Below are 12,045 nucleotides of genomic sequence, written 5' to 3'. Positions count from 1 at the left end.
CCCTCCGCGAGATAGAATCCCGATATGCCTGCGCCCTTGACCAGATCCCGCCAAAAGCCTGCGCTTAACGAGGCGGGACCAACGCTCGACCTCGACCGTTACGTGCCGGCGTTCGTCACCTTCATCGCCAACAAGCTCTCGAACAGCGCGACCGCGTTCTATCAGCGGCAATTCGGCGTCAACGTCACGGAATGGCGGATCATGTCGCTGCTGGCGATCGAGCCCGGCATTCCGGCCTCGCGCATCTGCCACGTCATCGGCTTCGACAAGGGGCCGGTGAGCCGGACGTTGGCGGGCCTCGAGAAGCGAGGGCTGGTCTCGATCCGCACCGATCCCAACGACGGCCGCACCCATTCGATCTCGTTGACGGCGAAGGGCCGCGCCACCCATGACAAGGTGATCGTTGCAGCGCTCGAGCGCGAGCGGCGACTGTTGTCTTGCCTCAACAAGGACGAGCGCGAGGTGCTGATCGATCTGCTCCGCCGGCTGCACGAAAATCTCGGCGCGGTCACCGGCAACACTGAGGCCTGACGGGTCGCGCCTCGGGCGCCACCTTCCGTCACGTCCGGGCACGCGCCAGCATTTGCTGACGGCACCAGTTCTGCCGCGCATTTGTTTCCTCCAGAAAAGACGCAGCGGTTTGCCCGCCGTCATTCCTTGTCTGGAACGGTTCGCACAAATTAGTTGCTTAAGCAACAAAAGAATCGGCAAGATAATGCGGCAGGGTTGTTGGCCTAGGTTGCGTGCTCAGCTCTCGTGTCTCGGACGCGCTGCAGCGTGAAACGTTGCTGCGCAGAGCCGAGACCCATGCCGCTGTACTGGGATAGATGGACCCCGGCTCTGCAGCGCATCACACCGGACGATGCTTCGCATCGCCGGGAGTGCTGCGCTGCGTCCGGGGCACGAGAGCAACTGGCGGCGGCTCTTAAGCGCTACAGCCAATCCACTCGCCCGATTCATCATCGTTCAGCCGCGCCACCGCATCGGCTCGCCGCGTCAGCACGGCGCGCTGGTTGATGTAGCCCTTGTCGGTGATCTCGCCGCCGTCGACCGATGGCGGCTCGGCGAGAAGCAGCGCGCGGGTGGCGTGGCCGGAGGAGTTGGGGCCTTGCTGTCTGAGTTTCGCCAGGCCCTGCGCGATTGCGGTCCTGACCTTGTCATGCGCCAGCACCTCGTTCACATCAGCCGTCTCGGGCAAACCGGCATGGGTGCGGCAGGCGACAACATTGGGAAACACCAGAAAGCGCGCCTCGTCGCCGCCATGACCTGACACGACGATATCCTGCGCCAGCGGCGCCAGCGCAGCGATGCCAGCGACCCGCAGCGTGCCGACGCTGACCCAGGTGCCGGAATTGAGCTTGAAGTCTTCCGCGACGCGGCCGTCGAAGAACAGGCCGCGCTCCGGCCGCTTGGGGTCGGCCAGCTTGACCGCGTCGCCGATGAGATAAAAGCCCTCCTCGTCGAACGCCTGCTTGGTCAGGTCCGGCGCCTTCCAATAGCCCGGCGTGACGTTAGGGCCGCGCACCCGCACCTCCAGCTTGTCGCCGGAGGTGACGAGCTTCAGCTCGGTGCCGGGAATGGGCACGCCGATATTGCCGGAGCGCTCGGCAAGGAAATGGCAGTCGGTCGCAAGCGGCGAAGTTTCCGTCGAGCCCCAGGCCGAGACCATCGGCAGCGCGCGACCGACGGTTTTGATCGAGAGCTCCTCAAGCGCATCCCATAGATTTTGCGGCAGCGCCGCGCCGGCATAGAAAGCGAATTTCACCTCGCTGAAGAAGCGGCGGCACAGTTCCTCGTCACCGCGCAGCGCCGCGATCAGCATGTCGAAGCCGCGCGGCACGTTGAAATACACCGTCGGCATCACGCTTTTCAGATTGGCCAGCGAGGTCGCAAAGAGACCGGGCGCAGACTTGCCGCCGTCGATATAGAGCGAGCCGCCGTTGCGCAGCACGAGATTGAAATTGTGATTGGCACCGAAGGTGTGGCTCCAGGGCAGCCAGTCGAGGATGACGAGATCGTCGCGCTTCTGCTCGAGAAAGATCCAGGTCTGCGCCTTGGCCTGCTGGCTCGAGGTCAGCATGCGCTGGGTGTTGATGACGGCCTTGGGCGTGCCGGTCGAACCTGACGTGAACAGGAATTTCGCGATCGTGTCCGGCGTTACCGCGGCGAACGCCGTTGCAACGTCGGGATTCTCCGGCGTTGCAACGACTGCGCGGAAGGCGAGCGCACCGGCGTCGTCCTCATGGCCGCTGATGATGCGCGCCCGGTGCAGCGGCGCGATGGCCTCCAGCGCCGCCGCGAAGGGTTTTATCGCGGCGACGTAGATCGCGCCCGGCTCCAGCAGCGTGATCATGCTCTTGAGCTTCTCGAAATCCCTGGACATCAGCGAATAGGCCGGCGAAATCGCGGCCGAGGGCACGCCGACATGCTGGGCGGCAAGCGCCAGCAGCGCGTTATCGACGCTGTTGTCGGAGAGGATCGCGAGCGGGCGCTCTGCGCTGAGGCCCTGCGCCAAAATCCAGGACGCCGCCGCGTGCACCTGGCGCAGCGCCTGCGCATAGGTGACAATGGTCCAGGGCGCATCGACCTTGCCGCGCTCGGCAAGGAAGATCGCGTCCGGGGTTTGCCGCGCCCATTGCTCCAGCCAGTCGCCGACGCAACGCGCGCCATCGCGCAACGGATCAGGCGAGCGCAGCACGATGCTGCCGTCGGCGCGATGCTCTGCGACGGTTCTCGGCGTTGCGAACAGGCCTGCAACGTCACCGCGTGGGGCGACTGTCATGTGTTTCCTCCCTCCGCCCGGATACGGGATCGGCCGCAGCCTCGTTCCGCGCTGCTTTGGCCATAATGTTGGGCATGACAATTGTTGTCGTCAACAACAATCTTTCGCTTGGCCCGCCAAGGAGCTAAGGTTGCGCGGCAGGAGACCTGACGTGACAGCCAGTGCAGCCCGGCCCGACACCCGCCCTTCCCCACGCAAGCGCGCCGGCAACGGCGCGGCGCCTCGCGATATCGCCGGCGATGTCGGCCTCGACGCGCTGGTCGGGCACGCCGGCTATGCGGTGCGGCGCTTCCAGATCTGGATCTTCCAGGACTTCATCAGGACGCTCGGCGATGTCGACATCCGGCCGACGCAATATTCGGTGCTGACGGTGATCGGCGCCAATCCGGGCCTGTCGCAGATGGCCGTGGCCAAGCGCCTCGGCATCGAGCGCGCCCGGCTGGTGCATCTGCTCGACAGCCTCGAACAGCGCAAGCTGGTCAAGCGGATCAAGTCGAAGGCGGACCGGCGCTCGCATGCGCTGCATCTCACCGCGCCGGGCGAGACGGCGCTGGCGAAGTTCAAGCGGCTCGCGGCCGAGCACGAGCGGAACGTCGAGGCGAAGATCGGCAAGGAAAACCGGGCCCACCTGCTCCGGATCCTTGCCGGCTTCACCTGATCTCGACTGCCCATGAATTGAGCAGTTGCCCGCCACAGGGCGCCGATGCGACCGCCGACCCGCCCGTCGAAATATCTCCCAAGCCACTGATCACACGATAATATCCGGAGCAATCGGGCTGCCGGGATATTGTACACAATGGCACATCGCTTGCTTCGCTCCGGGCGAAGACGAATTGCCGGAGTTTTGTCGCCATGGGGGCTGAGCAGCCTGAAACGATCGCCGCGATTGTGGCCGCACATCGCGCGGGCACGCTGACGCCGGCGCAGACGGTCGCGCGGACCTATCAGCGCATCCGCGACCGCAATGATCCCGCCATCTTCATCAGCCTGCGCGAGGAGACGGACGCGATCGCGGAGGCCGAAAAGCTTGCTGCGCGGAAGGACGCCGCCGACTTGCCGCTTTATGGCGTGCCGGTTGCGGTGAAGGACAATATCGACGCGCGGGGCTTTACGACCACCGCGGCCTGCCCGGCCTTCTCCACCACTCCGGCACACGACTCGACCGCGGTGGCGCGCCTGCGTACCGCTGGCGCCATCATCATCGGCAAGACCAATCTCGACCAGTTCGCAACCGGCCTTGTCGGCGTGCGCTCGCCCTACGGCATTCCCAGAAATTCGGTCCGTGACGATCTCATTCCCGGCGGATCGAGTTCGGGCTCCGCCGTCGCCGTCGGCGCCGGCCTCGTTCCTCTGTCACTCGGCACCGACACCGCCGGCTCAGGCCGCGTGCCGGCGATGCTCAACAACATCGTCGGATTGAAGCCGAGCCTCGGCATGATCTCGAATGCGGGACTCGTGCCGGCCTGCCGCACGCTCGATTGCATCTCGGTATTCGCGCTGACAGTGGACGATGCCGCGCTCGCTTTGTCCGTGATGGCAGGGCCAGACCCGGCCGATCCGTTCTCGCGCGACCGGCCGCTGGATGCGCTCACGCCGTTCCCGGCAGGCTTGCGCCTCGGCGTGCCACGCAACGGGCAGCTGATCTTCTTCGGCGACAAGACATCGGAAGCCGCCTACGCCGATGCGCTGGAGCGCTGGACCGCGCTCGGCGCAACGCTCGTCGAGTTCGACCTCGAGCCGTTCTACGAGACGGCGCGGCTGCTCTATGAGGGCCCGTGGGTCGCCGAGCGCTATCTCGTGATCAAGGATCTGCTCGCGTCCGCGCCTGATGCGATCCATCCCGTGACGCGCGAGATCACCGCGGCGGGCGCGCGGCTGACGGCGGCAGACACGTTCTCGGCGCTCTATCGCCTGCAGGGCCTGCGCAAGATCGCCGAGCGCACCTTTGCCGATATCGACGCGCTGGTGCTGCCAACGGCGCCGACCGCCTATACGACCGCGCAGGTGGTCGCCAATCCGATCGAGCTCAACAGCCGCCTCGGCACCTACACCAATTTCGTCAATCTGCTCGACCTCTGTGGCCTTGCCGTGCCGGCGTCGATGCGCGCCGACGGCATTCCGTTCGGCATCACGCTGCTCGCGCCTGCCGGACATGACGCCCTGCTCGCGAGCATCGGCCGCGTGTTCCATGCGGATACGAAGTTAAGTCTCGGCGCAAAGAGCGTGGCGCAAGCACCGCTCGCACCGTTGCCGGCAAGCAGCGACGACGAGATCCCGATCGCCGTGGTCGGCGCCCATCTATCCGGCATGGTGCTGAACGGAGAGCTGAAAGCACTGAACGGACGCCTGATCGAGGCGACCAGGACGGCGCCGGACTACAAGCTCTACGCGCTCAAGACCACGCCGCCAAAGCCCGGCCTGCTTCGCGTCGAGGCAGGCAAGGGCGCCGCGATCGAGCTGGAGATCTGGTCGCTGTCGTCGTCCGCCTTCGGCAGGTTCGTCAATGCGATCCCCGCGCCGATGGCGATCGGCACGGTGCGGCTTGCGGACGGCCGCAGTGTGAAGGGGTTTCTGGTCGAGCCGGAAGTGCTGGGCGACGCGCGGGATATCACCGCGTATGGCGGCTGGCGGAAGTATATGGCGGAAGCTGCAACAAAATAGGTCTCGTAGGGCGGGCAAAGCGAAGCGTGCCCACGATCTCGTCCTTCATGAGAAGATCGTGGGCACGGCGCTTTGCGCCTTTGCCCACCCTACGGCACCGCGCGTGCGGCCCTACACCGAGACCGCGTAGATCTCGTACTCTCCGCGCACCAGCTCGATATGCGCGCGCATTGCGGCCGCGGCGCCCTGTTTGTCGCCGCGCATGATGGCGATGACGACGCGGTCGTGCTCGGCCTGCGACTTGGCGAGACGTCCGAGGTTGCGGAACTGGGCGCGGCGGAATGGCTGCACGCGCACCCGCGTCGCCAGCGTGATCTCGGCAATGTAGCCGTTTTGCGAGCCGGCATAGATCGCATTGTGGAAGCGCTCGTTGACCTCGTGAAAGCGATCGGGATTGCCGGTATAGCTCAAGACCCGCAGCTCCTCGTGGATGGCCTCCAGGCCGTGGCGCTCGGCCGCGGACATACGCTCGGCGGCGAGGCCGGCGCACAGTGCCTCGAGCTCGGCCATCGCCTCGAACATACCGGTCAGCCGCTCGATCGAGGGCTGCGCCACCACCGCGCCACGATGGGCGCGCGCTTCGACGAGGCCGCTCGCCACCAGCTGGCGCAGCGCCTCACGCACCGGCGTCCGCGAGACGCTGAAGCGGCGCGCGATGTCGGTCTCGTCCAGCGGCGCGCCGGGAGCCAGGGCGCCGCGCACGATCTCATCCGCAAGCTGGAGGCGCAGCTCTTCGGCGCGCGTGACCTTCTGCACCGATGACGAGGGACGGTCGACGCGCGGCACCACCGGCTCAGTCGGCAGTGTCCCTCGCGGAAACTCGTCGAGCGTCATGCGGTCTCTTTCGGCTCGTCGATGATGCTGACATGGGCAGCGACGACGCGCCAGCCCTCGGGGAAGCGAATCCAGGTCTGCATCTGCCGGCCGACCTTGCCGGGCACCGTGTCGCGATAGAACAGGGTGGAAGCCACGGCCGTGTCGCGGCCATAGCTGGTGATAACCGTCTTTGCAGTGCGGCGGTTCAGGCCGACCGGCGAGCGGCCGGCGCGGAAGCCGCTTATCGCCTCGTAGCCATAGAGGTTCTCGCCGATGCCATAGCGCAGCGTACGGGGATCGTTGCGGAAGAGCTCACCGAGCACGGCGACGTCGTTGCTGACGAGGGCCTGCTCATAACGATCGAATGCGGCTTTGACTTCCGCGATGACGTCGGGGAGATCGATCTCCATCTCAAATTCCTCTTAAAGTCCCCTTGGGGTGGGCGCCGACGCCACGCCCATCTTTTCCAAGGCGTAGGCGACACGAAGCGCGATGTCCTCGCGCCAGGGCGCGGTGATGATCTGCACGCCGACCGGAAGCGGCTCGAGCGGCACTGGCACGGCGACCACCGGCAGGCCGATGAACGAGATCGGCTGGGTGTGGACGCCGATATTGGCGCGTACCGGCAGCTCGACGCCGTCGAGATTGAAATTCACCTGGCCGAGTTTTGGCGCGGTGCAGGGCGTCGCCGGCGCGAGCAGCACGTCGACCGATTTGAAGATCTCGGCAAGCTGCGCGCGGTACCAGCGGCGGAATTTTTGCGCGCGGTCGACCATGGGCGCGGGCACCATCGCGCCTGCGATCAGCCGGTCGCGCACCGCGGGATCGAAATCGTTCGGGCGCTTGCGCAGGCGATCGAGGTGGAGCGAAGCGCCTTCGGTGGTGGTAATGACATAGGCGGCCGCGCGGGCGCGCGCGGCTTCGGGGACGTCCACGACTTGCGTTGCACCAAGCGCCTTGGCAACGCGGCCGACGGCCTCGACGGCTTCCGGGAACACGTTGTTCTGGAAATACCCGCCGGCGATCGCGATCCGGAGGTCCGAGACCGGATTGGCCAGCAGCGGCAGCGTCGGCTCCAACCCGCGCGTCGTGCAGGCGCTGTCGTCCGCATCAGGTCCCTGCATCACGTCATAGGCGAGCGCGAGATCAGTGACGGACCGTGCGAACGGGCCGAGATGATCGAGGCTCGCCACGAACGGGAACGAGCGCGCTCGCGAGAGCCGGCCATAGGTCGGCTTCAAACCGAAGATGCCGCAGAACGAGGACGGCACGCGGATCGAGCCGTTGGTGTCCGAGCCCAGCGCGATCGGCACCAGCGCGCCGCCGACGGCGCTGCCTGAGCCGCCGGAGGAGCCGCCGGTCATGCGCGTCGTATCGTGCGGATTGCGCGACGGACCGTCATGGACGTTCTCGCCCGTGAAGTCGTAGGCGTATTCGCCCATGTTGAGCGCGCCGACCAGCACGGCGCCGGCGGCTTCCATGCGTTCGATCAGCGTGGCGTCACGCTTGGCCGGTGCAAGGTCGCGGTTGATCTTTGAGCCCGCGCGCGTGGGAAGCCCCGCGACATCGAACAGATTCTTCACCGCGAAGGGCACGCCGGCGAGCGGGCCGACGGTCTTGCCGGCGGCGATCTCGGCATCGGTCGCGCGCGCTTTCGCACGGGCGCGATCGGCGGTGACGTCGGTGAAGGAATTGAGGATGGTGTCGTGCTGCTTGATGCGCGCGAGTGCGGCTTCGGTGGCATCGAGCGCGGACATTTTGCCGCCTGCGACCGCGCTTGCGATCTCGGCCGCCGTCATCTCTGGCTTGGTGGTCATGGCAGCATCAGACCGTGAAGATCGGCGCCGGCTCGGTCTCGTCCGGCAGCGCGAATTCGTCGACAAGGCGGGAGAGGCGCAGCGACACTTCGAGGTTCGCACGCACCGCGGGCCTCCAGGCCTCCTCGACCGGCAGCGCCAGCGCTTTCGATACAGCGTCGATATAGTCGTCCAGGGGTTCGGCCATCACGCTTCCCAACAATCAGTGCACTCTCAGTGGATCTGCAACGGCGGATGCGGGATCGCCGTCAGCAGTTCCTTGGTGTAGTCGTCCTGGGGATCGCCGAGCACCTGCTCGGAAGAGCCCTCCTCGACGATCCGTCCCGCCCGCATCACAATGACACGATCGCACAACAAGCGCACCACATTCAAATCATGCGAGACGAACAGATAGCTCATGCCTAGCCGCTGCTTCAGGTCCTGAAGCAGATTGAGCACCACGGCCTGCACCGAGACGTCCAGCGCCGCCGTTGGCTCGTCCAGTATGACGAGCTTTGGATGGAGCGCGATGGCGCGGGCGATGCCGACGCGGGCCTTCTGGCCGCCCGACAATTGATGCGGGAAGCGGTCGAGCAGGTTGTGCGGCAGGCCGACCATGGTGGCGAGCTCCTCGCAGCGGGCCCGGAGCGCGTCGCGTCCCCTGATATGGCCGAGCTGCATGATGGGGTCCACGATGGCGCGCGCGGCGGTGAAGCGCGGGTTGAGGCTGTCGGTTGGATCCTGGAACACCATCTGGATGCGGCTGCGCTGCGGCAGGCGGGCGAAGGCGGCAGGCTGGATGCCGGAGATGGCCTCGCCCTCGAACTGGATCAGGCCCGAGGTCTGGTCCAAGAGGCGCATCACCATCATCGACGTCGTCGATTTGCCGCAGCCGGACTCGCCGACAAGGCCGACGCTCTCGCCATGACCGACCGCGAAGCTGATGCCGTCGACGGCGCGGAACACGTCCGGCTCCACCGGCGGCTTGCGGCCGAACAGTTTTCCCAGCACGGCGGTCGCGCCCTGACGGGGATACTCTTTCACAAGCTTGTCGACGAGGAGGAGGGGTTGGCCGCCGACTGCGGTCGCCTGAGCGGATCCCTTCGGCGCGGTGCTGGTGGCGGCGGGCGCGGCTCCCTCTTCCTCCGGCAACAAATCCCGCAGGCTCACACCGAGCCGCGGCGTCGCGCGCATCAGCTTCTTGGTGTAGGGGTGCTGCGGATTGGCGAAGATGTCGGCGGCTTTCGCGGTCTCGACCACGCGGCCCTTCTCCATCACGACGACGCGATCGCAATAGGCCGCCGCAAGGCCGAGGTCGTGGGTGATCAGGATGGTCGACATCGCCTTGCGTTTGGTCAGCTCGACGATCAGGTCCATCACCGCCTTCTGGGTGGTGACGTCGAGACCTGTCGTCGGCTCGTCGGCGATCAGCAGCTGCGGATTGCAGGCGAGCGCCAGCGCGATGACGACGCGCTGGCACATGCCGCCTGAGAGCTCGAACGGATAGGCGTGATAGCGCTCGCGCGGGCGGGCGATCTTGACCTGCTCCAGCGCCTCGATCGCCTTCTCGCCGTGATCTCTGACCTGGGCCTGCTGCACATGGGTGCGCAGCACGTCCTCGATCTGGTCGCCGACTTTGCGGATCGGGTTCAGCGCCGCGCGCGGGTTCTGGAAGATCATCGAGACCTCGCGGCCGCGCAGGTCGCGCATCTGGTCTTCGGTCGCGGCCTTGACGTCGATGCCGGAGAACATCACCGAGCCCTCGGCGATCCGCCCCGCGCGGTCGAGGATACGCATCACCGCGTAGGAGGTCACCGACTTGCCCGAGCCGGACTCGCCGACGATGGCCAGCGTCTCGCCCTTGGCGACGGAGATGTTGACGTGCTGCACCGCCTTGACGATGCCGCGGCGGGTGGTGAATTCGACGGTTAGGTCCTGAACGTCGAGCAGGGGCTGGGCGGTCAAGCGAGCCTCCCCATCAAAAAGGTCGAAAACAACCCCATGCACAGTACAATGGGATTGAAATCGTTGGGGAATTTCGAGCGGAAATTTCCCATCACGTCCTCCGCTGGGGGTCGACGATGTCACGCAGGCCGTCGCCGAGGAGGTTGAAGCAGAACACCGCGATCATCAGGGCCAGGCCGGGGAAGAGCGCGATCCACCATTCGCCTGACACCATGAAGCCGGCGCCTTCGGCGACCATGATGCCCCATTCGGCGGTCGGCGGGCGGACGCCGAGGCCGATGAAGGACAGGCCGGCGGCATTCAAAATGGCGTAGCCCATGGTCAGCGACATCTGCACGATCATGATCGGCATGATGTTGGGCAGGATATGCACCAGCAGAATGCGGAACTCGCCGTTGCCCGACAGACGCGCGGCCTGCACGAAGCCCGCGTTGCGGCGGACATTGGCTTCGGCACGCGCGACACGGGCATAGAGCGGGAAGTTCACGATGGCGGTGGCCAGGATGATGTTCTGCACGGTGTTGCCGAGGGCGGCGACGATGCCCATCGCCAGCACGAACAGCGGGAACGCCATGATGGTGTCGGCGACGCGGCCGACGATGCGATCGGTCCAGCCGCCGAAATAGCCCGCCGCGAGGCCGGCGAGGCCGCCCATCAGGAACACCAGCGCGACGGAGGCGACCGCGATGAACGTATCGAGCCGGGTCGCCACGACGACGCGGCTGAAGATGTCGCGCCCAAGCTGGTCGGTGCCGAACCAGTGCGCGGCCGAGGGCGGCTTCAGCGATGCGGCGGTGTCGGACGCCAGCGGATCGTAGGGCACCACATAAGGGCCGAAGATCGCGGCAACGAGGATCAGGATCAGCAGCACGAAGGCGAAGCCCGTGACCTTGTTCTCGCCGAGCACGTAGCGGGTCTGTTCGAGGATCGCTGATATCCCCGAGGTTCGCGCGGGGCCGACGGGTTCAACAGCAGGCGCAACGGAGCTCATCTCTCACCCTACCCTTCCAGCCTGACGCGCGGATCGATCACGCCGTACAAGATGTCGATCACGAGATTGAGCAGCACGTACATGACCGCCATGGTCAGCACGAAACCCTGCACCGGCGCGAAATCCGACGAGATCAGCGCTTCCACGGCGTAGGAGCCGATACCGGGCCAGGCGAACACTTTTTCGACCAGCACGTTGGCGCCCAGCAGGAACGAGAACACCATGCTGAGGGTGGTGATGACGGGCAACATGGCGTTGCGGAAGGCGTAGGTGACGATGACGGTTGCCGGCGACAGGCCGCTGGCGCGCGCGGTGCGGACGAATTCTGACGCCAGCACCGCGAGCATCGAGGCGCGCGTCATGCGCGCGATCGGCGCCAGCGAGAAGATCGCGAGCGTCGTTGCGGGGAGGATCAATTGGCTCAGCGCCGAGCGGAACGCCTCGAGGTCGCGCGCGATCAGCGTGTCGATCAGATAGAAGCCCGTCACCGTCGGCGGCGCGCTGTAGAACACGTCGAGACGGCCGAGCGGCGCCGGCGACCAGCCGAGGCGGAAATAGAACACATAGACCAGCACGAGGCCGGTGAAGAACACCGGCAGCGACACGCCGGCCGTCGTCGTGATGCGGCAGAGATGGTCGACCCATGATCCCGGCCGCGTCGCCGCGAGCACGCCGAGCGGAATCGCGATGACGACGGAGACGATGAGGCCGAGCAGCGTCAGCTCGGCCGAGGCCGGCAGGCGGTTGCGGATCTCGGCCGCCACCGGTTGACCGGTCGTCAGCGAATTGCCGAAATCGCCATGGGCGAGGTCATTGGTGTAGCGAAAGAACTGCTCGATCAGCGGCTTGTCGAGGCCGAGTTTTTTGCGGATCTGCTCGACGGCTTCCTTCGTGGCGGCGGGACCGGCAAAGTATGCGGCGGGATCACCGGGCAGCGCGCGCGTCAGCAGGAAGGTGACGATGACGACCCCGATCAGCGAGGGGACAGCGAACATCAGGCGCTTGCCGATCATGGTCAGCATGGGGTGCTCCTG

General features: G+C 66.1%; 11 protein-coding genes. 3 read left to right on the top strand and 8 right to left on the bottom strand.

The genetic code is table 11. From position 1 onward, the window contains the following. Nucleotides 1–24: 24 nt before the first annotated feature. A complete protein-coding gene (locus tag IVA81_RS29720; RefSeq protein WP_247324564.1) occupies nucleotides 25–531 on the top strand; it encodes a MarR family transcriptional regulator in 507 nt (168 codons plus the stop codon). A gap of 394 nt (nucleotides 532–925) precedes the next feature. On the opposite strand, the gene IVA81_RS29715 is transcribed toward IVA81_RS29720, so the two are convergent. After that, on the bottom strand, nucleotides 926–2,782 hold the full coding sequence (locus tag IVA81_RS29715; RefSeq protein ID WP_247324563.1) for a feruloyl-CoA synthase: 1,857 nt from the start codon (nucleotides 2,780–2,782) through the stop codon (nucleotides 926–928). 151 nt (nucleotides 2,783–2,933) lie between these two features. On the opposite strand from IVA81_RS29715, the gene IVA81_RS29710 reads away from it, so the two are divergent. Together IVA81_RS29710 and atzF are read left to right on the top strand one after the other, a co-directional pair. Continuing rightward, nucleotides 2,934–3,440, top strand: coding sequence for a MarR family winged helix-turn-helix transcriptional regulator (locus tag IVA81_RS29710; RefSeq protein WP_247324562.1), 507 nt, complete (start codon nucleotides 2,934–2,936; stop codon nucleotides 3,438–3,440). Nucleotides 3,441–3,634: 194 nt separating this feature from the next. After that, nucleotides 3,635–5,443 carry an allophanate hydrolase gene (gene atzF, locus IVA81_RS29705; protein ID WP_247324561.1) on the top strand — a complete coding sequence of 603 codons (1,809 nt, stop codon included), beginning with the start codon at nucleotides 3,635–3,637 and terminating at the stop codon, nucleotides 5,441–5,443. 111 nt (nucleotides 5,444–5,554) lie between these two features. On the opposite strand, the gene IVA81_RS29700 is transcribed toward atzF, so the two are convergent. The 7 genes from IVA81_RS29700 to IVA81_RS29670 all read right to left on the bottom strand — a co-directional run bounded on the left by IVA81_RS29700 (nucleotide 5,555) and on the right by IVA81_RS29670 (nucleotide 12,033). Then, nucleotides 5,555–6,277: a GntR family transcriptional regulator gene (locus IVA81_RS29700; RefSeq protein WP_247324548.1), complete on the bottom strand. Its 723-nt coding sequence runs from the start codon at nucleotides 6,275–6,277 to the stop codon at nucleotides 5,555–5,557. Next, nucleotides 6,274–6,669: an oxalurate catabolism protein HpxZ gene (gene hpxZ / locus IVA81_RS29695; RefSeq protein ID WP_247324547.1), complete on the bottom strand. Its 396-nt coding sequence runs from the start codon at nucleotides 6,667–6,669 to the stop codon at nucleotides 6,274–6,276. The genes IVA81_RS29700 and hpxZ overlap by 4 nt, the downstream gene beginning before the upstream one ends. Before the next feature lie 12 nt (nucleotides 6,670–6,681). Next, complete coding sequence (locus IVA81_RS29690; protein ID WP_247324544.1) at nucleotides 6,682–8,076, bottom strand: AtzE family amidohydrolase; 1,395 nt, start codon at nucleotides 8,074–8,076, stop codon at nucleotides 6,682–6,684. Between the two features lie 7 nt (nucleotides 8,077–8,083). Then, the gene (locus tag IVA81_RS29685; protein WP_246925989.1) at nucleotides 8,084–8,263 is read right to left on the bottom strand and encodes a DUF4089 domain-containing protein; all 180 of its coding nucleotides are present in this window, start codon (nucleotides 8,261–8,263) and stop codon (nucleotides 8,084–8,086) included. 26 nt (nucleotides 8,264–8,289) lie between these two features. Beyond that, on the bottom strand, nucleotides 8,290–10,020 hold the full coding sequence (locus tag IVA81_RS29680) for an ABC transporter ATP-binding protein (RefSeq protein WP_247324542.1): 1,731 nt from the start codon (nucleotides 10,018–10,020) through the stop codon (nucleotides 8,290–8,292). Nucleotides 10,021–10,111: 91 nt separating this feature from the next. After that, nucleotides 10,112–11,011, bottom strand: coding sequence for an ABC transporter permease (locus IVA81_RS29675; protein WP_247324540.1), 900 nt, complete (start codon nucleotides 11,009–11,011; stop codon nucleotides 10,112–10,114). 8 nt (nucleotides 11,012–11,019) lie between these two features. After that, nucleotides 11,020–12,033 (bottom strand): ABC transporter permease, encoded by a 1,014-nt coding sequence (locus IVA81_RS29670; RefSeq protein ID WP_247324538.1) that lies wholly within the window; start codon nucleotides 12,031–12,033, stop codon nucleotides 11,020–11,022. Nucleotides 12,034–12,045: the final 12 nt, after the last annotated feature.

Source organism: Bradyrhizobium sp. 141, assembly GCF_023074055.1.
Classification (GTDB): Bacteria; Pseudomonadota; Alphaproteobacteria; order Rhizobiales; family Xanthobacteraceae; genus Bradyrhizobium.
Note: the sequence above shows the minus strand (reverse complement) of the source record. Positions and strands in the feature narration are given on the sequence as shown.

Coding starts and splice junctions, on each gene's coding strand:
- IVA81_RS29720 (WP_247324564.1), top strand. CDS start 25: ATGCCTGCGCCCTTGACCAGATCCCGCCAAAAGCCTGCGCTTAACGAG.
- IVA81_RS29715 (WP_247324563.1), bottom strand. CDS start 2,782: ATGACAGTCGCCCCACGCGGTGACGTTGCAGGCCTGTTCGCAACGCCG.
- atzF (WP_247324561.1), top strand. CDS start 3,635: ATGGGGGCTGAGCAGCCTGAAACGATCGCCGCGATTGTGGCCGCACAT.
- IVA81_RS29700 (WP_247324548.1), bottom strand. CDS start 6,277: ATGACGCTCGACGAGTTTCCGCGAGGGACACTGCCGACTGAGCCGGTG.
- hpxZ (WP_247324547.1), bottom strand. CDS start 6,669: ATGGAGATCGATCTCCCCGACGTCATCGCGGAAGTCAAAGCCGCATTC.
- IVA81_RS29690 (WP_247324544.1), bottom strand. CDS start 8,076: ATGACCACCAAGCCAGAGATGACGGCGGCCGAGATCGCAAGCGCGGTC.
- IVA81_RS29685 (WP_246925989.1), bottom strand. CDS start 8,263: ATGGCCGAACCCCTGGACGACTATATCGACGCTGTATCGAAAGCGCTG.
- IVA81_RS29675 (WP_247324540.1), bottom strand. CDS start 11,011: ATGAGCTCCGTTGCGCCTGCTGTTGAACCCGTCGGCCCCGCGCGAACC.
- IVA81_RS29670 (WP_247324538.1), bottom strand. CDS start 12,033: ATGCTGACCATGATCGGCAAGCGCCTGATGTTCGCTGTCCCCTCGCTG.